Origin of the sequence: Pseudidiomarina aestuarii (genome assembly GCF_048263735.1) — a bacterium.
In the GTDB taxonomy this organism is placed as follows: domain Bacteria; phylum Pseudomonadota; class Gammaproteobacteria; order Enterobacterales; family Alteromonadaceae; genus Pseudidiomarina; species Pseudidiomarina aestuarii_B.
This window is the reverse complement of sequence record NZ_JBLXDX010000002.1, coordinates 13577-33476: the sequence shown is the minus strand read 5'-3', so window position 1 is coordinate 33476 and position 19900 is coordinate 13577. Positions and strand designations below refer to the sequence as shown.

The 19900-nt window shown below is 48.5% G+C and carries 21 protein-coding genes and 1 tRNA gene; 10 read left to right on the top strand and 12 right to left on the bottom strand.

All coding sequences use genetic code 11. From position 1 onward, the window contains the following. Window positions 1-29 precede the first annotated feature (29 nt). Window positions 30-1994 (top strand): prolyl oligopeptidase family serine peptidase, encoded by a 1965-nt coding sequence (locus ACN0S4_RS04865; protein WP_417656595.1) that lies wholly within the window; start codon window positions 30-32, stop codon window positions 1992-1994. A gap of 10 nt (window positions 1995-2004) precedes the next feature. On the opposite strand, the gene ACN0S4_RS04860 is transcribed toward ACN0S4_RS04865, so the two are convergent. From ACN0S4_RS04860 to ACN0S4_RS04850, 3 genes are all read right to left on the bottom strand, one after another. Further along, window positions 2005-2081: transfer RNA gene (locus ACN0S4_RS04860), tRNA-Pro, on the bottom strand. Window positions 2082-2176: 95 nt separating this feature from the next. Beyond that, window positions 2177-3709: a DUF3413 domain-containing protein gene (locus ACN0S4_RS04855; protein ID WP_417656594.1), complete on the bottom strand. Its 1533-nt coding sequence runs from the start codon at window positions 3707-3709 to the stop codon at window positions 2177-2179. A 46-nt stretch (window positions 3710-3755) separates the two neighbouring features. Further along, window positions 3756-3971 (bottom strand): DUF1414 domain-containing protein, encoded by a 216-nt coding sequence (locus ACN0S4_RS04850; RefSeq protein WP_417656593.1) that lies wholly within the window; start codon window positions 3969-3971, stop codon window positions 3756-3758. 71 nt (window positions 3972-4042) lie between these two features. Between ACN0S4_RS04850 and yejK the strand changes: the two genes are divergently transcribed. Then, entirely contained in the window at window positions 4043-5083 is a 1041-nt protein-coding gene (gene yejK, locus ACN0S4_RS04845; protein WP_417656592.1) for a nucleoid-associated protein YejK, read from the top strand. Window positions 5084-5156: 73 nt separating this feature from the next. On the opposite strand, the gene cspD is transcribed toward yejK, so the two are convergent. Then, a complete protein-coding gene (gene cspD / locus ACN0S4_RS04840; protein ID WP_169929766.1) occupies window positions 5157-5366 on the bottom strand; it encodes a cold shock domain-containing protein CspD in 210 nt (69 codons plus the stop codon). A gap of 245 nt (window positions 5367-5611) precedes the next feature. On the opposite strand from cspD, the gene clpS reads away from it, so the two are divergent. Together clpS and clpA are read left to right on the top strand one after the other, a co-directional pair. Next, complete coding sequence (gene clpS / locus ACN0S4_RS04835) at window positions 5612-5947, top strand: ATP-dependent Clp protease adapter ClpS (protein ID WP_417656591.1); 336 nt, start codon at window positions 5612-5614, stop codon at window positions 5945-5947. Between the two features lie 27 nt (window positions 5948-5974). Next, on the top strand, window positions 5975-8248 hold the full coding sequence (gene clpA / locus ACN0S4_RS04830) for an ATP-dependent Clp protease ATP-binding subunit ClpA (protein WP_417656590.1): 2274 nt from the start codon (window positions 5975-5977) through the stop codon (window positions 8246-8248). A gap of 43 nt (window positions 8249-8291) precedes the next feature. Here clpA and infA read toward each other — a convergent pair whose 3' ends face one another. From infA to ald, 4 genes are all read right to left on the bottom strand, one after another. Beyond that, on the bottom strand, window positions 8292-8510 hold the full coding sequence (gene infA, locus ACN0S4_RS04825) for a translation initiation factor IF-1 (RefSeq protein ID WP_008489926.1): 219 nt from the start codon (window positions 8508-8510) through the stop codon (window positions 8292-8294). A 95-nt stretch (window positions 8511-8605) separates the two neighbouring features. Then, the gene (aat, locus tag ACN0S4_RS04820; protein ID WP_417656589.1) at window positions 8606-9301 is read right to left on the bottom strand and encodes a leucyl/phenylalanyl-tRNA--protein transferase; all 696 of its coding nucleotides are present in this window, start codon (window positions 9299-9301) and stop codon (window positions 8606-8608) included. 12 nt (window positions 9302-9313) lie between these two features. Next, entirely contained in the window at window positions 9314-10273 is a 960-nt protein-coding gene (gene trxB / locus ACN0S4_RS04815) for a thioredoxin-disulfide reductase (RefSeq protein ID WP_417656588.1), read from the bottom strand. A gap of 144 nt (window positions 10274-10417) precedes the next feature. Beyond that, window positions 10418-11545, bottom strand: coding sequence for an alanine dehydrogenase (gene ald, locus ACN0S4_RS04810; protein WP_417656587.1), 1128 nt, complete (start codon window positions 11543-11545; stop codon window positions 10418-10420). Between the two features lie 144 nt (window positions 11546-11689). Between ald and ACN0S4_RS04805 the strand changes: the two genes are divergently transcribed. From ACN0S4_RS04805 to serS, 6 genes are all read left to right on the top strand, one after another. Then, entirely contained in the window at window positions 11690-12181 is a 492-nt protein-coding gene (locus tag ACN0S4_RS04805; protein WP_417656586.1) for an Lrp/AsnC ligand binding domain-containing protein, read from the top strand. Between the two features lie 135 nt (window positions 12182-12316). Continuing rightward, window positions 12317-14755, top strand: a complete 2439-nt coding sequence (locus ACN0S4_RS04800) for a DNA translocase FtsK (protein ID WP_417656585.1) — start codon at window positions 12317-12319, stop codon at window positions 14753-14755. A gap of 4 nt (window positions 14756-14759) precedes the next feature. Beyond that, window positions 14760-15401 (top strand): outer membrane lipoprotein chaperone LolA, encoded by a 642-nt coding sequence (gene lolA, locus ACN0S4_RS04795; RefSeq protein WP_417656584.1) that lies wholly within the window; start codon window positions 14760-14762, stop codon window positions 15399-15401. 5 nt (window positions 15402-15406) lie between these two features. Beyond that, window positions 15407-16741, top strand: a complete 1335-nt coding sequence (locus ACN0S4_RS04790; protein ID WP_417656583.1) for a replication-associated recombination protein A — start codon at window positions 15407-15409, stop codon at window positions 16739-16741. Continuing rightward, window positions 16728-17120, top strand: coding sequence for a fluoride efflux transporter CrcB (crcB, locus tag ACN0S4_RS04785; RefSeq protein WP_417656582.1), 393 nt, complete (start codon window positions 16728-16730; stop codon window positions 17118-17120). The genes ACN0S4_RS04790 and crcB overlap by 14 nt, the downstream gene beginning before the upstream one ends. 1 nt (window position 17121) lies before the next feature. After that, window positions 17122-18417 (top strand): serine--tRNA ligase, encoded by a 1296-nt coding sequence (serS, locus tag ACN0S4_RS04780; RefSeq protein WP_417656581.1) that lies wholly within the window; start codon window positions 17122-17124, stop codon window positions 18415-18417. Between the two features lie 46 nt (window positions 18418-18463). On the opposite strand, the gene ACN0S4_RS04775 is transcribed toward serS, so the two are convergent. Genes ACN0S4_RS04775 through ACN0S4_RS04760 form a run of 4 tightly spaced genes read right to left on the bottom strand, consistent with a single transcriptional unit; the run spans window position 18464 to window position 19900 of the window. Then, window positions 18464-18793, bottom strand: coding sequence for a TusE/DsrC/DsvC family sulfur relay protein (locus tag ACN0S4_RS04775; protein WP_417656580.1), 330 nt, complete (start codon window positions 18791-18793; stop codon window positions 18464-18466). Beyond that, window positions 18793-19137 (bottom strand): hypothetical protein, encoded by a 345-nt coding sequence (locus ACN0S4_RS04770; protein WP_417656579.1) that lies wholly within the window; start codon window positions 19135-19137, stop codon window positions 18793-18795. Before ACN0S4_RS04770 ends, ACN0S4_RS04775 begins: the two co-directional genes overlap by 1 nt. 26 nt (window positions 19138-19163) lie before the next feature. Further along, window positions 19164-19523 (bottom strand): hypothetical protein, encoded by a 360-nt coding sequence (locus ACN0S4_RS04765; RefSeq protein WP_417656578.1) that lies wholly within the window; start codon window positions 19521-19523, stop codon window positions 19164-19166. Between the two features lie 8 nt (window positions 19524-19531). Then, window positions 19532-19900 carry a DsrE family protein gene (locus ACN0S4_RS04760; RefSeq protein ID WP_417656577.1) on the bottom strand — a complete coding sequence of 123 codons (369 nt, stop codon included), beginning with the start codon at window positions 19898-19900 and terminating at the stop codon, window positions 19532-19534.

Here is a 19900-nt window from a genome sequence, read left to right as displayed (position 1 = left end):
ATCTTCAAGACCAAAAGACGATACCAACTATGAAAACAATTATCGCCACTTTGACTCTCGCACTGATCAGTTTGCCAAGCCAAGCTGCTGAAATCAAAACCGCCGTACTCGAGAACTACGCGAAACCAGCACAGTTTATGAATATCAAAATTTCGCCAGATGGCAGTTATTTGGCTGCAACAGCGCGTGACAACGAAGGTTCGGTGCAGCTGAGTGTGCTTGATATCAAGAACTTCGATATTTTGTCCGTCACGCAGTCAGCGGACGGTGAATCCGTTAGCTCGTTTGAGTGGGTGAATAATGACCGTTTAGTGATCACTATGGCGCGTGAAGTGGGCGCCCTAGAAATTCCAGCACCAACGGGCGAGTTGTTCGCAATGAATGCCGACGGCTCGCGCAAAACAGTATTAACGGGACCGCGCTCACGCGACGGTGAATATGTCCGAGCCAATGTTGTGGATTGGCTGCCGAAACAAGACGATCGAATCATGATTTATACGGCTTCCATGTTTGAAGCCGACCAATTTCTTACCCTGTGGGAAGTGAACGTCGATTCAGGTGCGAAACGTCGTGCTGGCCGTATACCGATTCGCGCCGGTAATGGCACATCCTCACAGGTGATTATCGATCAAGCGGGTACTGCACGTGTCGCCACCGGAGTCGCGCCAGAGGACAATAACGCAATTGTTATTATGGCGCGTGATGGCGCGAATGAAGATTGGTATGAAATTATGCGCTATGACGAGGATGAAGGCGGCTTCATGCCGATCACTGTGTTGCCCAATGGCTATGAGGTGATGGGCTTAAGCAACTCCGAAACAGACACGCGTTCTATCTCTATTTACAATCTAAGAACACGTGAGGAAGAGCTATTAGCTACGCATCCAGAGGTCGATCTGATGCCAGTGATGAGTATTCGCGATGGCTATCCAAACGATCTGATTGGTGCGTCATTTGAATACGATAAAATTGATGCGGTTTTCTTTCAGGGCTCTGAAGATGATGATTTTGCGCAAGTAGTGCAAAGCTTGATGGCGACATTTCCGCAGCGCCAAGTGGCTGTAAATTCTGCAACACGAGATGCGAATCAAGTCATTCTGCGGGTTGCCTCTGCTAACGATCCGGCGACGTTTTACTTGTTCGATCGAAAAGCGCGTAAGTTGACGCCGATAGCCCAGGCCCAGCCGTGGTTGAAAAAGGAACAGATCCCAACTACCGAAACTATTGTCTACACCGCCGATGATGGCACCGAACTAACCGCATTGTTAACGTTGCCTCGCACTGAGAAAGCAGAGAAGTTACCGCTGATTTTGCTTCCACATGGCGGTCCGCATGGTATTCGTGAATCGGTCAGTTCTATGGACACGGATGCTAAAGTTTTAGCCGAGCATGGTTACGCGGTTCTGCAACCGAACTTCCGTGGTTCGGGTGGCTTTGGTCGTGAGTTTCAGAGTGCGGGCTATCGTAAGTGGGGTACTTTGATGATCGATGACATGACTGCTGGTGTTGATTATCTCATTGAGCAGGGAATTGCCGATCCGGCGCGTATGTGTGTCTACGGTGCTTCTTATGGTGGTTATGCAGCACTAATGAGCGTGATACGTGAACCAGAGAAATACCAGTGTGCAATTGGCTTTGTGGGCGTCTATGACTTGGATCTCATGTTCGAAGAAGGTGACACCACAGAAGTGGAAGCTGGACAAAACTTCCTTGCGAAGGTCTTCCATCCTGAAGCGGCTGAGCGTCACAAGCAATCACCGGTTCATCGTGCAGACGAAGTGAAAGTTCCTGTTTTCTTAATTCATGGTGAACGCGATCGACGCGCACCATTCACTCATGCAAAGCGGTTACGTGAGAAATTTGATGAGCTTAAGCATGATTACGAGTGGATGACCAAAGAAGAAGAAGGCCATGGATTCTACAAACCTGAAAATAACGTCGAGCGTTGGACACGGATGCTGGAATTTTTAGACGAGCATATTGAAGTTGAATAAGAAAGGAAATTGGTCGGCGTGACTGGATTTGAACCAGCGACCCCTGACACCCCATGACAGTGCGCTACCAAGCTGCGCTACACGCCGACCGAGGTGGCTATATTACTTAAATCTACTCAATAGGCAAGGGTGCTGCGGGGGAAATACTGGGAAAGTCATAGGAATTCAATGCAACCGGCGAATTATTCGCCAGTTGCACTGAATCGTTTCACGTCGCGAAGAGCATTAATCAGAATTGGGGTTGGTGGAACTGCATTGGGCATTTCTTCAGTGCCCTGAAACATGCGGGTTGTCGCATCCTGATCGATAACGATTCGCTCTGCTTCTGTATAGATAACTAATTGGCTGCCATAGCTCGCAATCATCGGCCATTCGGTGTCATGCTTCGCTATATCTTGTCCTAGTGACCACGTTTTCGTACCCTCAGCACAATTCATATAATGACCGACTACCGTCGGCATAATATCGACGAGTTGTGTCAATTGTTGGGCCTGGAGCTCTACATTAGCGACGTATAGAGGCACTTGCATGGTGTCTTCAGAGAATCCCTGAGCGGGAGCTTTTTGGTTGGTTAAACCGAGTACAAAGACACGCATGCCACTTTCTATAGCCGTTTCGACAGCGCGCATATCCGTTGCCGACACGCGTTCCAACTGTGCCCACCATATCGTGTTGGAATCTTCTTCAACAGCAGTGGGAAGTGATGACACTATGCGAATATCGTAATCTTGTAAGCGATCAATGTACGCTGGTTCTTGCTGAGCTTTTGCCATTGCGGCCATATACAAATCAGGCAATCCATAGCGCAACTCGAAGGCACCACTGGTTGCGTCCAGTTGACCTAAAACCGGCCACGTCACCGCCTGTAAGCCATTAATTTGGTCGACAGCATTGGAGTCGAGTACATCCATGGTCACAATCAGCGTATCGACCACATTCGCTTGCTTGGCACACAACAGTGCTGCGGACGGATAGGTCAGCTCGAGTGTATCAATCTCACGTAATAACCGATCGGTGGTCACGGCTTGTTGATCATCCAATAGCCCGTGCTTGTTCATCAGCGTTTTGGCGGTTGTTGGATAAGACAATGGGAACAAATCATCTTGCTTCGTAATAGGTGTGTAGAACACCGCGTCAGCCCAGATGTGAATGGTATGACTGGTCAGAAAACAAAGCACGAACACCGCACTAACCGAGATGCCCCAATGTTTGGTTTGCAGCCGCTCCAAGCGCTTGTAAGCTAAATTCGCAAGACCGAGTTCAAACACCAGCACCACAACGAAAGTCAGCAACATCCCTAATAAAATCAGGAAACTCGCGCCGGCGAAGGCTGTCTCTGCATCCAGCGCGAGCTGGCTTAACGAGTAGGTGTTGAGATGGAAACCATACTGTCGGTAAAACAACATATCGGCAATCAGTGCCAACAAGCCAATGGATGCCAGCAATGACGCGATACCACGCAAAATTCGCGGGTAGGGTATCAACATACAAAATGGGAAGATGAGGATAATAAAGAAGACAAACGGAAGAAACGCAAAATGCCCGAGCCAACTAATCAGCAGATAAACAACACCAAGCGCTGAGCCCGGTGTTTCAGCAGCCTCAACATAAAACAGACCAACAACCAGCGCGACAAGTATGTTGAAAAACGTAAACCAGTGTCCCCAACTAATGAGGCGCGCGATTTTATCTCGCCGTTGCTTTCGTTGTCTCATTGTGAACTCGTCGTTGTTATGATTGGTTGGTTCGACAATACGCGAACTATGCGCGTTTCTGCATCGATTGTAGCAGCACTTTACCGAATTGTTCAGCAATCTGTGCTGCTTGTGCTGACGAATAATGCTGATCGATCACATTACTCACTGCGTTACCGAGCGTCATCAAGGCAAGGTCAGCAGGGGCATTGGCGAGCGCAGCAAGCACATCTTCTAGCAACTGTTGTTGGGTTTCAGCGGAATATTTCGACACAATCGGCATGGCATTTTTTCTCAACGTGTTAGAATGCCGGCCATCTTAACACAGCAGTAATGGAAGGACAGCGACTCGCTATGCTAGCCGAAATACATGACAGCATTATTCATCAATTTTACAGTAACGATGGTCAAATAGGCCTCCGCCTCGCGCCGCACACCTTAGCCATTGATAGCGAAGTTCAAGATTTACTGAATGAACTGACCGATGTGTTTCAAGCAAAGCCGAGTAAAGGTTACGCGCGGTTTTTAACGGCCGCCGATGAAGCAGCTCCAGAACAGCAGAGTGACTTCCCTAATCAGTTAGCAGAATGGCAACAGCAACAGGTCAGCTTTATCGATTTTTCCCACGTTGCCGCAAAAATTCTCCTGCAACAATTTCAGCATTACGGCATTGTCGAACCAGGTTTTCTCTTGGTTTCTAACTACCAGCAACAGGGTCAAACCTATGTTGTCGTTGCTTATTTGCCGAGTATCGATGGTGTGACCATTGCCGCCGATTTATCGGTTGATCGCTCGTCTCAGCTAGACCTCAGCAAGGTTCAGCTAGCTGCAGTGATTAATGTGACTGAATGGCAAGAAGATACCGATTCAACCACCTACATTAGTTTTATTAAAGGGCGAGTAGGGCGCAAGGTTGCCGATTTCTTCCTTGATTTCCTTGGCTGCGCAGAGGGTCTCAATGCCAAGAAGCAATCGCAACAATTGATTGAGTCGGTGCAAGCCTTCGCACAAAGTGAAGCGATGCCAGCCGAGCAAACACGACAACTGCGACAAGCGGTGTACGATGTTTGTGATGAGCAATGGCAGCAAGGTGAGCCTGTGCGTGTCAAAGATCTATCGGAACAGTTGCAAGCAAGTGTTCCAAGTAGTCGCAGTTTTGCTGATTTTAAACAAGAAGCAGGTAGTGAACTTGCTGATGAATTCCCGACGGATCGCTCAACGTTACGCAAGCTGGTGAAGTTTCAAGGGCAAGGCGGCGGCTTGAGTATCGGCTTTGATCAAAACTTATTGGGCGAACGCGTCGTCTATGACCCAGCGATTGATACACTTACTATTCACGGCACACCACCAAATTTACGTGATCAATTACGCCGTTATTTCGGTATTGATAGTTGAAGAGAAAACGCCGGCGAGGCGCCGGCGTTTTAAAGAGGATTGAACACGTCTCGAAATGAGTGTTCAGGGTGCGCTATTTTTGCACCGGAGTAATATTGGTAGCATGTAAGCCTTTGGGGCCTTCCTCAAGTTGAAACTCGACGTCTTGACCAGCTTTTAACGTGCGATAGCCGTCCATTTCAATGGTTGAGTAATGTGCAAAGATATCGCCATCGCGATCTTCTGCCTCAATGAAGCCGAAGCCTTTGGAATTATTGAACCATTTGACTTTACCGGTTGCCATACTTCTACATCCTTTATTCTGCATATTAAATTTAGTTATTGTTAGATAGCGTAAAGTGATTTGCTTGGCTTGAAAAAAGCAAATGTTAACGCCATGTTTTACTCTAGGTGAGAAATACGTGGTGTCAAGGCAAAAGTTGCTGCTTTTATGAACATTTGGTGGCATGCAAGATTGTCTTACAGACATAATGTAAATTATTCAGCGTTTTTATCTGACAACGTCTATAACTAAGAGAAAGAGTCATTGTGAGTGTCGTAAATCAACAGCGGACAAACGGTTCACCGGCAGATGATAGTGTCGTCAAGAGTGTCGAGCGGACGCAAGCCAAGCCGCCACCCCAGTATAAAGTGATACTGACGAACGACGACTACACGCCAATGGACTTTGTCATTGAAGTACTAATCAAGTTTTTTCGAATGGACCAGGAACGTGCGACGGATACGATGCTGACCATTCATTATAAAGGACGTGCCATTTGTGGCGTCTACTCTGCAGAAATCGCAGAAACCAAAGTAGTGCAAGTAAACCAGTATGCGCGTAGCCATGACCATCCTTTAATGGCCTCAATGGAACGCGAATGAGTGGTCTGGTGACCGATAGGAGTAGTCATGTTAAATAAAGCTCTGGAAGTATCGTTGAATGACGCGTTTAAATTAGCGCGTGATCGTCGTCATGAACTCATGACGGTGGAGCATTTACTCCTCGCACTCTTGGAGAATCCAGAAGCCGCGCAGGCATTGCGTGCATGCGGCTTGGTATTTGACCAGTTGAAACAAGAATTGGTGGGCTATATTGAGCGTAGCACGCCCAGTTTTGATACAGAAAGTGTCGATACCGAAACACAGCCGACTCTCGGTTTTCAGCGGGTGTTGCAACGCGCTGTGTTCCATGTGCAATCGTCTGGCAACAGCGAAGTCACTGGTGCCAATGTGTTGGTGGCCATTTTCTCCGAACAAGAATCACACGCGGTGTATCTGCTGAACAAACACGATATAACGCGCCTTGATATTGTCCACTTTTTGTCGCACGGCTTAACCAAACTCGATGACGAGCAAGGTCGCCCTGAACAGCACGACAGTGAGACCGGTGAACCTCAACCCGACGAGCAGCAGAGCCACCTGAAGCGGTTTTGTACGAATTTGAATGCCCGTGCACGTGAAGGCAAGATCGATCCGTTAATCGGTCGTGATAGTGAACTTGAGCGCTGCATTCAAGTGCTCTGCCGCCGGCGCAAGAACAATCCACTGTTAGTAGGTGAGGCTGGTGTAGGTAAAACAGCAATTGCCGAAGGTTTAGCTTATCGTATTGAGCAAGATGACGTGCCCGAAATCATGAAAGATGCTGTGATTTACTCGTTGGACATGGGTGGATTGCTGGCCGGCACTAAGTATCGCGGTGATTTTGAAAAGCGCTTCAAGCAGTTGTTGAAAGAAGTCACTGAACACGAACATGCCATCCTGTTTATTGATGAGATCCACTCGATTATCGGCGCTGGAGCAGCCAGTGGTGGCGTGTTGGACGCTTCGAACTTGCTCAAGCCGATGCTCTCCAGTGGTGAGTTAAAATGTATCGGTTCAACAACCTACAATGAGTTTAAAAACATCTTTGAAAAAGATCGTGCGTTGGTACGTCGGTTCCAGAAAGTCGACGTGAACGAGCCTTCGGTAGATGACACCACGCGTATTCTGCAAGGTTTAAAAGAGCGTTACGAAGCGCACCATGGCATTCGTTACACGCAACCAGCTATCCGAGCTGCGGCGGAATTGTCGGCGCGTTACATTAACGAGCGGCATTTACCCGACAAAGCCATTGATGTGTTAGATGAAGCGGGAGCAAGTCAACGCCTGTTGCCGCCTTCCAAGCGCAAGAAAACCATCGGTGTTGCAGATATCGAAGCGATTATTGCGAAGATAGCACGGATTCCGGAGCAATCGGTATCACGCACCGACCAACAATTACTGCAACAACTGGATCGTAATTTAAAATTGGTGGTCTTTGGTCAAGATCAAGCCATCGATCAACTGACTGCAGCCATTCGGTTGTCGCGTTCAGGGCTTGGCAATGAACAGAAACCCATTGGTTCGTTTCTATTTGCGGGTCCCACCGGTGTCGGTAAAACGGAAATTACGCAACAGCTTGCGAAGGCTTTGGGGATTGAGTTCCAGCGTTTTGATATGTCGGAATATATGGAGCGACATGCGGTAAGCCGGCTCATTGGTGCACCTCCCGGTTATGTTGGGTATGACCAAGGCGGGTTATTGACCGACGGTGTCATCAAGCATCCGCACTCGGTTGTCCTACTGGATGAAATTGAGAAAGCACATCCAGATATTTTCAATATTCTTCTGCAAGTCATGGACCATGGTAGTTTGACTGATAACAACGGTCGTAAGGCAGATTTTCGGAACGTGATTTTGGTGTTAACCACCAATGCTGGTGTTCAGGAAACCGTTCGCCAGTCGATTGGCTTTAAACAGCAAGATCATGCGCCTGATGCGATGTTGGAAATCAATCGGCTGTTCTCACCTGAGTTCCGCAACCGACTCGATAGCATTGTCTGGTTCAATCATTTGTCACCGGAAGTCATAGAGCAGGTGGTTGATAAGTTTATCTGTGAACTCCAAGCGCAGCTCGACCGCAAACATGTCTCACTAGAGTTAGATGCAGATGCGTGCAAATGGTTAGCTGAGAAGGGGTATGACAAAGCTATGGGAGCGCGTCCAATGGCACGTGTCATTCAAGAGCACCTGAAGAAACCGTTGGCGAACGAGATTCTATTCGGCAAGCTTGCCAATGGCGGCTCGGTACAAGTGAGTGTCGTAAACGACGAGCTTAAATTGGAAATTTCAGAACGTGAAACACGCAGCTCAACAACTAGTTGAGTTGCGTGCTCTTTCTAAAGCAATTTAATCAAACAATGAGAGATTAACGAGCGCGGAAAACAATACGACCCTTGGTTAGGTCATATGGAGTCAACTGAACAGTTACCGTGTCACCGGTTAAGATGCGAATATAGTGTTTGCGCATTTTGCCAGAAATGTGTGCAGTCACAACGTGACCATTCTCCAGTTCAACACGAAACATGGTATTCGGCAGGGTATCAAGTACCGTGCCTTGCATTTCAATACTGTCTTCTTTTGCCATTCAATTCCTCGGTTTTCTTTTGTTGGGTGCGTCGATAACGCAGGCTCAAATTAAAGCCTTCTAAAAAGTGGTCAGAATTCTAGCGGTTTTCGTGGCTAAAAGCCAATCTTTAACTGGCGTCGCTGGTAGAAATCTCGTAATGCATTCGGTACAGAAGCCTTCAATTGTTCAATGAATTCACTTCGCGGAACGTTTATCGCGCCTAAACTCATGATGTGAGGGTTCTCTATCTGAGCATCGATACAACGTCCACCGGTATTAAAAAAAGCATGAGCAAAAGTGAGTAAAGCCAGCTTCGAGGCGTTTGGACGCTGGTGAAACATGCTTTCCGCAGTGAATACTGAATTGACACCAAGCCCATAAAGACCACCCACCAATTCGTCGTGGTCCCACACTTCGACGGAATGTGCCTGACCTTGTTGATGGAGCAGGGTGTAAGCATCAATAAATTCGTCGTGGATCCAAACGCCGCTCGCTTGATGTGCCTGACGACAGCCTCTAATAACCGCGACGAAGTCTTGATTGAGCGTTACGCGAAAGCTGGTGATGCGGCTGAAACGACGCATCGAACGACTGTAATGAAGTGAGTCTGGCGTGAAAACCGCGCGTGGGTCAGGACTCCACCAGAGTATTGGATCATCCTGACCGTACCACGGGAAAATACCACTTTGGTAGGCACTCAAGAGACGTTCAGCAGATAAGTCCCCACCGACCGCCAGCAACCCATTGGGGTCTTGCAAAGCATGGTGAACCGGCGGGAACGCTGTCGTTTCGTCGAGAAAGCGTAACACGGTGAGTTGCGGCTACGCTTTAGTCAGCCCATCGAGATAGCGTTCGGCATCAAGAGCAGCCATACAACCGGTTCCCGCAGAGGTGATAGCTTGACGATAGATATGATCCATCACATCACCCGCAGCAAAGACACCAGGCACGCTGGTTGCGGTCGCATTACCGTTTAAGCCAGAGCGAACCACGATGTAACCATCATGCATTTCAAGCTGATCGGCAAACAACGACGTGTTTGGCTGATGACCAATCGCGATAAAACAACCCATCACGTCGAGTTCCTTGAGTTCGCCAGTTTGCGTATTCTTAGTTCGCACGCCGCTAACGCCCATGTCATCACCGAGCACTTCATCAAGGGTTTCGTTCAAGTGCAGCACAACATTACCGTTGTTTGCTTTTTCCATCAGACGATCGACCAGAATCTTCTCAGCGCGGAAGGTGTCACGACGATGAATGACATGAACTTCACTAGCGATATTGGCTAAGTAGAGTGCTTCTTCAACTGCGGTGTTGCCACCACCGACAACACACACTTTTTGATTGCGATAGAAAAAGCCATCACAGGTCGCACACGCCGAAACGCCTTTACCCATGAATGCTTGTTCTGATTCTAAACCTAAATATTTAGCTGAGGCACCCGTCGCAATTACTACCGCATCTGCGGTGTAGCTACCGCTATCACCCGTTAGTTGCAAAGGACGAGCAGTAAAATCAACTTTATTGATGTGATCAAAAATGATTTCAGTATTGAATTTTTCAGCGTGCTGCTGCATCCGCACCATTAAGTCTGGGCCCGTTAGCCCTTCCGGATCGCCTGGCCAGTTTTCTACTTCGGTGGTGGTGGTCAGCTGACCACCTTGTTGCATACCCGTTACCAGTACTGGGTTGAGATTAGCGCGCGCTGCATAGACGGCAGCCGTATATCCCGCTGGGCCCGATCCTAAAATTAATAGTCGACAGTGTTTGGCCTCAGCCATAATACCTTTACTCCCTTTCGATACCGCAATTCAGTAGATTATGAAACAAGTGGGGTCGATTGTAGGAATTACCAACCCCTGAAACAAGAGACCCGCAGTATTAAATCTGCGGGTCTCGTGCCAGCCAGTCTTTACAGTCAATGATTAGCTTTTTACTGCTTCATTTGGGTCTAGATAGTCTAAACCTAACTGTTCACCTAGGTCATCATGTACGGCTTTGTACGTGATCTTACCTTTGTGCATGTTTAAACCATTCAACAGGTGTGGGTCCGCAGCCATAGCTTTGAGACCTTTGTTCGCTAACGCTAGGCCAAACGGCAGCGTAGCGTTATTCAAAGCGATAGTAGAGGTACGAGCAACGCCACCTGGCATATTCGCGACACAATAATGGATAACATCATCCACCACATAGGTTGGATTTTGGTGGGTCGTTGCTTTCGATGTCTCGAAACAACCACCTTGGTCAATTGCTACATCGACCAACACAGAGCCTGGCTTCATGTTTTTGATGTGCTCGCGAGTCAATAACTTAGGTGCAGCAGCACCAGGAATCAACACAGCACCGATAACGAGGTCTGCTTCACGCGAGAAACGGTCAATAGCATCGACAGTCGAATAAATCGTTTTAATGCGACCACCAAAGATATCGTCGAGTTGACGTAAACGTGGAAGTGAACGGTCAAGAATTGTGACATCTGCGCCCAATCCGACCGCCATTTTAGCTGCTTGTGTGCCCACGACACCGCCACCAATAATCAAGACTTTACCAGGCTCTACACCTGGGACACCACCCAGCAAAGTACCGCTACCGCCGTTGGCTTTTTCCAGGTTATGGGCACCAGCCTGAATGGACATACGACCCGCAACTTCACTCATTGGTGCAAGTAGTGGCAAGCCACCGTTACGGTCAGTAACTGTTTCATAGGCAATCGCGGTAACGCCAGATTCGGCGAGCAATTGAGTTTGTGTTGGATCTGGAGCCAAATGCAGATAGGTGTAAAGAATTTGGCCTTCGCGGAGTTGTTTACACTCCTCTGGCTGTGGTTCCTTCACCTTAATGATCATTTCAGCGCGGGCAAAGATTTCCTTCGGGTCGTTGACGATTTCAGCACCCGCTATTTCGTAGTCTTCGTTGGTGAATCCAATTGAGGCGCCGCCGTTTTGCTCAATCATGACGTGGTGGCCATGTTCAACATACTCACGCACGGCTGCTGGAGTTAGACCGATGCGGTATTCGTGGTTTTTTATTTCTTTTGGTACACCAATTAACATGTCGATTGCCTCACTAGGTTCTGCAAAAACTTATCGAAAAAGATGGTGCGCATTATAGGGTAAAGCCCTAGTGTGTTTCGTACTTTTTTATAGGGCAAAAATAGGGTATAAAGAGGTAAATATTATCTATTTCCGTGGAAAACCATGTTTAATCCAGAAGAACCCGTGAAAATCACTATTGACCGAATCGACCGAAAGATCTTGCGACTATTGCAGAATGATGGACGCATGACCAACGTCACACTGGCCGATAAAGTTGGGTTAAGTGCTACGGCTTGCAGCGAGCGTGTCCGCAAGCTTGAGAAAGAAGGGGTTATTGAGGGATATTTTGCTCGTATCAATCCGGCTAAACTTGGCGCCAATCTCATGGTTTTTGTTGAAATTACACTGACTCGCACCTCGGCCGATGCCTTTGCGGAGTTCAGTGACGCAGTGCGCACCACTCCGGAAATTCTCGAGTGTCACTTAGTTGCTGGTGATTTTGACTTTCTGATCAAAGCGCGAGTGCCGGATATGCCGTCCTATCGAAAACTCTTAGGGGAGACAATTCTCATGATGCCTGGAGTTAACGAGTCGCGCACTTACGTGGTTATGGAAGAAGTGAAACATGAGAATAAGGTCTTGATTAAAGGTTAAGAAAAGACGCTTTTAGCTACTGCGAAACCAGCATAATCGCGCTACACTGATGGGTATTACCGTGAGTATGGAATAGCGCAAGGTAGCGGCAATGATAGGTACGAACTATAACGATAAAGCCAATGGAGATTTGCCATGAGTGGCGTGCAACGGGTGCTAGAAGTAGGTCTGATATTGTGTGGAGCCTTTGCGCTGTTTTTAATGTTAGCGCTTGGCAGCTTCAGTCCTGCTGATCCCAGTTGGTCACAAACCAGTTACGAAGGCACCATTGAAAATGCTGCCGGTGCCATTGGCGCCTGGTTTGCCGACGCCTTATTGTTCGCGTTTGGTTACGTCTCCTACTTTGTCCCGATTGGTTTCGCTGCATTGGGATACATGCTCTTTCGGCAACCGCATCGCTTATTAGAACTCGACTATCTCGCACTGGGGCTGCGCCTCATTGGTTTGCTGTTAACCTTCATCGGAGCTTCAGCGTTGGCATCCATGAACTTCATGAATGTGTATTCATTCTCAGCGGGCGGAGTAGTGGGTGATGTGATTAGTTCGTCATTGCTGCCGTATTTCAATATTATTGGCACGACCTTGTTGCTGCTCACATTTTTACTGACCGGGCTGACTCTGGTTAGTGGCCTGTCTTGGATCAAACTCATTGATGGTCTGGGTGCCATTGCGATTCGAACGGGTATTGTTGTTGCACGCCAGTTGCAAGCGTTTGGGCGCTATATTCAATCCTATTTGCGGTCTGATTCAGGCACATCCGACACCGCTGAGTCGTCGCAAAAACCTCAGAAAAACACTGCTAAACGCGGTCGTATCGAGCGAGCTGAACCTGAATTATCGTTACCAGAAATGAGTGCGTTAGACGATGATGAGCCGCCATTTGCGCTCGATTCGTTGGATTCCACGACCTCGTCTAAACCAACATCACCCAGCCGTTTTAGTCGCGAAGCACGACAAGCGAGAGCGGCCGCCGCCATTGCAGGTAAAGAATCGAACCGTTCTGACGATGTTGATGAACAATTAGATGATGCTTCAAGCATTAGCAGTGACGATGATGAGTCACCGGTAACACTTTCCGTTGACCCATTACCGTCTATAGAACTCCTTGATCGGCCGAATAAAACGCACAATCCGTTAACGCAAGAAGAGCTGGATCAAATTGGTAGTACCGTTGAAGCAGTGCTGCTCGACTTCGGTGTTGAAGTAAAGGTTGCCAATGTCCAACCGGGCCCAGTCATTACGCGTTTTGAGCTGGATTTGGCGCCGGGAGTGAAGGTGTCCAAAATTTCCAACCTCGACAAGGATATCGCACGGTCATTGTCGGCTATATCGGTGCGCGTGGTAGAGGTTATTCCAGGAAAATCTTACGTCGGCCTTGAATTGCCAAATAAGAGTCGAGAAACGGTCTATTTTAGTGAAGTAGTCAGTTGTGATGCCTTTCAACAGAGTACTTCACCACTCACCATGGTGCTCGGGAAGGGTATAGCTGGCCAACCTGTCATTGTCGATTTAGCTAAGATGCCGCATCTGCTAGTCGCGGGTACTACAGGTTCTGGTAAATCCGTGGGCGTCAACGTCATGATTCTCAGTTTGCTGTACAAAAGCTCACCTGAAGATGTGCGCCTGATCATGATCGACCCCAAGATGCTCGAGCTTTCAGTCTACGAGGGTATTCCGCACTTACTGACGGAAGTCGTTACCGATATGAAGGATGCTGCAAATGCGCTGCGTTGGTGTGTGGGTGAAATGGAGCGTCGGTACAAGTTGATGTCCGCTCTAGGCGTGCGTAACTTGAAAGGTTACAACGCTAAAGTTGTGGAAGCACGTGAGGCGGGCGAACCCCTATTAGACCCGGTATGGAAGCCCGGTGACTCCATGGACCCACTGCCACCCGAACTCGAGAAGCTGCCGAGTATTGTGGTTGTGATTGATGAATTTGCCGACATGATGATGATTGTTGGCAAAAAAGTTGAAGAGTTAATCGCTCGTATCGCGCAAAAAGCTCGCGCGGCTGGCATTCACCTAATTTTGGCGACTCAGCGGCCATCCGTAGACGTCATTACAGGTTTGATTAAGGCCAACATTCCGACTCGTATCGCTTTCCAAGTGCAATCGAAGATCGACTCGCGAACTATTCTTGATCAACCCGGCGCAGACCAGTTACTCGGTGCTGGTGATATGTTGTACTTACCGCCGGGCAGTGGCGTTCCAACACGTGTGCATGGCGCCTTTGTAGACGACCATGAAGTGCATGCGGTGGTTGCCGATTGGAAAAAGCGTGGGAAACCCAACTATCTGGATGAAATCCTGAAAGGGGATATGGGTGAGGATTCGTTGTTGCCGGGTGAGCAAATGGATATGGGCGATGAAGAATCTGATTCGCTTTATGATGAAGCCGTTGCTTTTGTCACCGAAACACGGCGAGTGTCCATTTCCAGCGTCCAACGCAAATTCAGAATTGGTTACAATCGCGCAGCACGGATTGTTGAACAAATGGAAATGAGCGGTGTCGTTACTAATGCGGGCCATAATGGCCAACGCGAAGTCTTAGCGCCAAAGCCACCAAGAGATTAATGCCATGAGAAGTATATATAAAGTCGCTGTTGTAACCACGTTTGCCGGTGTAATGACTGCCTATTCAAGCATGGTCGCTGCCGATGAACGCGCAGCGCTGCAAGAACGGTTGCAGCAAATCAGTAGTATGGACGCTACCTTTAGCCAGCAGGTCACTGACGGTAATGGTGAATTAGTTCAACAGCTGCATGGTCGTTTAGCGCTGGCACGTCCGCATTTCTTGTATTGGCAAACCGACGCACCGGATGAAACCGTGATGGTCGCTGATGGCGATAGCCTTTGGTATTACAACCCATTTGTGGAGCAGGTCACTGTCACCGACCAAACCGATACCATGGAGCAAAGTCCTTTGCTGCTGTTATTGGATGATTCCGCGGCAGCTTGGGACGATTATGAGGTGAAGCAAGAGGGTGATAGCTTCGCTTTGCAGCCGCTTGCTACGGCGAATTCATTACAAAGCTTACAATTGGTTTTTGAAGCCCAAAGCCCGGTGATGCGCACCATCATTCTCGACGATGGTCAGGGGCAAATTAGCACCATTGAATTGGCAGATGTCACGGTCAATGGTGACTTAGCGCCGACACTGTTTGAATTTACCATTCCTGAAGGTGTGGATGTCGATGATCAACGGAATCCTCAGGGTTAGCGTGAATGAGCAATCAGACGTTTGATTTTACGCCTGATTTTCGCCCCTTAGCTGCGCGGATGCGGCCACGCACCTTGGCCGAATATACGGGTCAAGATCACATATTAGGTCCAGAAAAGCCCTTGCGCCGCGCACTCGAGCGTGGCGTGTTGCACTCCATGATTTTGTGGGGACCTCCGGGTACCGGGAAGACCACGTTAGCAAGTTTGATTGCAGCCAATGCTCAAGCGGAGTTTGTCACCTTGAGCGCTGTGACCAGTGGCGTCAAAGATATTCGTAGTGCCATCGAAGCTGCCCAAATGCGTGGGGCGGAGCATCATCGTAGAACGGTTCTCTTTGTTGATGAAGTGCACCGTTTTAATAAAGGGCAGCAAGATGCCTTTCTACCGTATATTGAAGATGGCACCATCATTTTTGTCGGTGCCACCACTGAAAATCCAGCCTTTGAATTGAATCGGGCGTTACTCTCACGCGCTCGAATCTATCGTTTGCAAAGTCTCACAGAAAGTGTGATTACCGAATTGGTCACGACTGCTCTGAATGATGCAGAGCGCGGGCTAGGTGAGCGCAAGCTACAGATAGAGGCTGATGCACTCGAGTTTTTAGTTGCGAGTGCTGCCGGCGATGCGCGGCGAGCATTGAATTTTTTGGAAATAGCGGCAGATGCTGCAGAAACCGTTACCATTCAGCTCAATTTAGTCCAGCAAGCCGTCGGCAAAAAGCATGCGAGTTATGATAAGCGCGGTGATGCGTTTTTTGACATTCTTAGCGCACTACACAAATCTGTGCGCGGCTCGTCTGTAGACGGTGCTTTGTATTGGTATGCCCGGGTGTTGGAAGGTGGCGGTGATGCTTTAGTGGTTGCGCGCCGGTTACTGGCAATTGCTTCCGAAGATATCGGCAATGCTGATCCACGCGCACTGCAACTCGCTTTAAATGCATGGGATACGTTTGAGCGCGTCGGTCCAGCCGAGGGTGAACGAGCTATTGCACAAGCATTGGTTTATTGTTGTTTAGCTCCGAAAAGTAATGCTGTTTATGTAGCGTTCAAAGCTGCTAAACGTGCGGCTGCTGACTATCCTGACTCAGCGGTACCTAAGCATCTGTGCAATGCGCCAACCAGTGTACATAAAGAGCTCGGGCACGGTGTTGATTATCGGTATGCACACGATTTCCCGAATGCAGTGGTACCCGGTGAGCGTTATATTCCTTCTGAGTTAGGTCGTCCTGACTTCTACCAACCGTCCGAACGCGGCTTAGAGAAACAATTGCGAGCCAAGTCGAATTGGTTACGCGAACAAGACCAAACCAGTGACTGGAAACGTGATGACGATAATTAATTTTGTCTATGTAGCAATAGGCGGTGCAGTGGGGTCAATGGCCCGCTACGGGGTTAGTCTTGCCTTGGCAAATTCTTCTTTGAAAGCATTCCCTTTAGCTACCTTAGTGGTTAACATAGTCGGCTCATTTTTACTGGCGATTGTATACCTTTACGCACAACATCATTCGAGTCAGCAAACCTTGTGGTTATTGCTAGGTGTGGGACTGCTCGGTGCCTTTACTACATTCTCCACCTTTTCGTTGGAGGTTGTGCAATTACTGCAACAAGCGGCGTGGTTTAAAGCGGTTGCGGTCGCTAGTCTGAATTTCATTTGTTGTATTGCTGCAGTCGCAGTAGGACTGTGGTTAAAGCCATTTTTAGTTAACTATTGGAACTAGCATGTTAGACGCTAAATTATTTCGTAATGACCTTGCTGATACAGCCGCGCGATTGAAAGCGACGCGTAACTTTGACCTGGATGTTGCTTATTTTGAGCAACTAGAAAGTCAGCGCAAAGCCATTCAGGTGCAAACGGAAACCTTGCAAGCTGAGCGAAATAGCCGTTCCAAATCCATTGGCCAAGCGAAAGCAAAAGGCGAGGATATTCAGCCTCTGCTGGCCGAAGTCGACCAGTTGGGTGAAAAGCTAGAAGCAGCGAAAGCGCAGTTGAAGATCATTCAAGATGAAATGCATCAAGTGATTGCTGGCATTCCGAATCTACCGGCAGAAGAAGTGCCCATCGGCAAAGATGAAGACGAAAATGTCGAAGTCCTCCGCTGGGGCACACCGCGCGAATTTTCGTTTGAACCGAAAGACCATGTGGACGTCGGTTTAGGCCTGCAGCATGGTATGAACTTTGATCAGGGCTCGAAACTTGCAGGTGCACGCTTTGTCGTTTTACAGGGTGCTATTGCGCGTTTGCATCGTGCTTTGACGCAATTCATGTTGAATTTGCACACCACTGAACATGGTTACTTAGAAACCTATGTCCCGTATTTGGTGAATCAAGACACTCTGTTTGGAACCGGTCAATTACCGAAATTTGGCGAAGATTTATTCCATGTCCAAGGCGCTACAGAATCTGAAGTAGCTTTGTCATTGATTCCGACTGCCGAAGTGCCGCTCACGAATTTATGGCGAGATGAGATTGCTGAAGAAGCTCAGCTGCCATTGCAATACGTTGCTCACACACCTTGTTTTCGGAGCGAAGCTGGTTCACATGGTCGTGACACCCGCGGCCTGATCCGTCAGCATCAGTTCGATAAAGTTGAGTTGGTTTGGTTAGTAAAACCGGAAGAATCGATGGCGACGTTAGACACGCTCGTAGGGCATGCTGAGAAAGTACTGCAGCTGCTTGAGTTGCCGTATCGTAAAGTCGTTCTGTGTACTGGTGATATGGGCTTTGGTGCCTGTAAAACCTATGACTTAGAAGTGTGGTTGCCCACGCAGAATAAATATCGCGAAATCAGCAGTTGTTCAAACATGGGAGATTTTCAGGCTCGCCGTATGCAAGCGCGTTTCCGCCGCAAGGGTGGCAAGCCCGAATTAATGCATACCTTGAACGGTTCAGGCTTAGCCGTAGGGCGCACCTTGGTGGCAATACTTGAGAACAATCAGCAAGAAGACGGTTCAGTCACAGTTCCAGCAGCATTGCAGCCTTATCTAGGTGGCACCGCGATCCTCCCAGCCGACTAACTCTCTGTTCACCATTCACCATTCACTGTTCACTATTCACCATCTTTCAGATGCATTTCGCAGGCTTCGGTAAGCCTGCGATGCGTGTGGCCTGCTTGGCTGGACCTTTAGGAAAGAGCTTATAAAGATAGGGACTGTTGGCCTTATCTGCGCCGAGTGATTTCCCAATGGCCTTAACTAGCACTCGCATTGCTGGACTGGTATCAAACTCTTGGTAAAAAGAGCGGACAAAGTGCACCACTTCCCAATGCGCAGGAGTCATGGTGATTTGTTCTAACTCTGCAATATGCTCAGCTAGTTCCGGTGACCACTCGTTGAAATGGGCAAGATAGCCATGTTTGTCGGTTTCAAATTGCTGACCATTGAATTCGAACATCAGTCTTCCTCAGGAGTGTCAGCCGCTACCGTCATATCATCCCACAATAGCACTGGTTGGCAATTCAACGTTAGTTCCACCCACTGTGCAGCATTGACCTGAATTAAGCCCGCTGGCGGTTCCTCAGAGAGGATAGGGTAATGTGGTTGTAGTTGTTTAAGCTCATCCATCAATACGTAGGTCGCAACCGCGATTTCCCGCAGCGCGCCGGGTTCTTGATACGCATGTAATAACGCGGCTTCACTCAATAACACACAACTCGGTGCCAACAAATAGCGCTCGCGCCATGCTGGCGTAGGCCACTGGCGAATATGATGTAGTGTCGTGGTCATTGGTTTTTGCATGAGGTTTGGTTCACCAAGCGGAGACATTAATAGCGAAGAATAGAGGGTAGTGACTGTAATTGCAGCGCCCACTCATGATCGTCGAACACTTGAACGGGTAAGATCAGCTCATCTGGATCGAGTTGGTAGTGTTCCATATCACTTCGAGAAATCCATACCGCCGGACAATCAAACAGCTCCAAAATGCGAAAACGCTTATGCAGCGATTGGCGTTGTTGCTCACTGCCACGAAAACAATCATGATCTGCGGCTAACAGTAAAACCGCAGGACCTGTCAGCAGTAGTTGTGGATTTAAATCGAGTGAGGCCAAGCCTAACGCTATATCCTGACCAGCCCAAGTGCGCCTAGTAGCGGGATATTCTGTCAACAAGATAGCGGTCGTCATTCCTTACCTCAAAACTGCAAGACACGATTCGCGCGTGCTGCAGCTTGCGCAAATTCGGTCACTCCGGCTCCGATAAAACTAGCTGCCATATCCGCTTCACTAAATTCGAATTCACGCTCAGCGATAGTGGCACAGTAGACCAAGTCAAAATCGTACTGTTGAGCAAGCTGTTGCCACAGCTGCTGTGTCGATCGAATCAAAGGGTCATTGGGCTCAGACTGAGCTAACGGCACCGCATCTTGATAGAAAAACACTTGTAAAATCTGGTGACCTGAAAGCAGAGCAGCCTGCGCGTAATGATACGCTAACAGGCTGCTTTGTTGGATCGGGACGCTCTCATCAAGGGATTGATTGAGAGTTAAAACGAGAGCCGCCAC

Bases quoted from the DNA above. Each gene is read 5' to 3' on its own strand.
- ACN0S4_RS04865 (WP_417656595.1), top strand. From the start codon at position 30: ATGAAAACAATTATCGCCACTTTGACTCTCGCACTGATCAGTTTGCCA.
- serS (WP_417656581.1), top strand. From the start codon at position 17,122: ATGTTAGACGCTAAATTATTTCGTAATGACCTTGCTGATACAGCCGCG.
- cspD (WP_169929766.1), bottom strand. From the start codon at position 5,366: ATGGCAACCGGTAAAGTCAAATGGTTCAATAATTCCAAAGGCTTCGGC.
- crcB (WP_417656582.1), top strand. From the start codon at position 16,728: ATGACGATAATTAATTTTGTCTATGTAGCAATAGGCGGTGCAGTGGGG.
- ACN0S4_RS04850 (WP_417656593.1), bottom strand. From the start codon at position 3,971: ATGCCGATTGTGTCGAAATATTCCGCTGAAACCCAACAACAGTTGCTA.
- ald (WP_417656587.1), bottom strand. From the start codon at position 11,545: ATGTTAATTGGTGTACCAAAAGAAATAAAAAACCACGAATACCGCATC.
- ACN0S4_RS04765 (WP_417656578.1), bottom strand. From the start codon at position 19,523: ATGACGACCGCTATCTTGTTGACAGAATATCCCGCTACTAGGCGCACT.
- yejK (WP_417656592.1), top strand. From the start codon at position 4,043: ATGCTAGCCGAAATACATGACAGCATTATTCATCAATTTTACAGTAAC.
- ACN0S4_RS04770 (WP_417656579.1), bottom strand. From the start codon at position 19,137: ATGCAAAAACCAATGACCACGACACTACATCATATTCGCCAGTGGCCT.
- ACN0S4_RS04775 (WP_417656580.1), bottom strand. From the start codon at position 18,793: ATGTTCGAATTCAATGGTCAGCAATTTGAAACCGACAAACATGGCTAT.
- ACN0S4_RS04855 (WP_417656594.1), bottom strand. From the start codon at position 3,709: ATGAGACAACGAAAGCAACGGCGAGATAAAATCGCGCGCCTCATTAGT.
- ACN0S4_RS04800 (WP_417656585.1), top strand. From the start codon at position 12,317: ATGAGTGGCGTGCAACGGGTGCTAGAAGTAGGTCTGATATTGTGTGGA.
- lolA (WP_417656584.1), top strand. From the start codon at position 14,760: ATGAGAAGTATATATAAAGTCGCTGTTGTAACCACGTTTGCCGGTGTA.
- ACN0S4_RS04790 (WP_417656583.1), top strand. From the start codon at position 15,407: ATGAGCAATCAGACGTTTGATTTTACGCCTGATTTTCGCCCCTTAGCT.
- ACN0S4_RS04805 (WP_417656586.1), top strand. From the start codon at position 11,690: ATGTTTAATCCAGAAGAACCCGTGAAAATCACTATTGACCGAATCGAC.
- infA (WP_008489926.1), bottom strand. From the start codon at position 8,510: ATGGCAAAAGAAGACAGTATTGAAATGCAAGGCACGGTACTTGATACC.
- clpA (WP_417656590.1), top strand. From the start codon at position 5,975: ATGTTAAATAAAGCTCTGGAAGTATCGTTGAATGACGCGTTTAAATTA.
- trxB (WP_417656588.1), bottom strand. From the start codon at position 10,273: ATGGCTGAGGCCAAACACTGTCGACTATTAATTTTAGGATCGGGCCCA.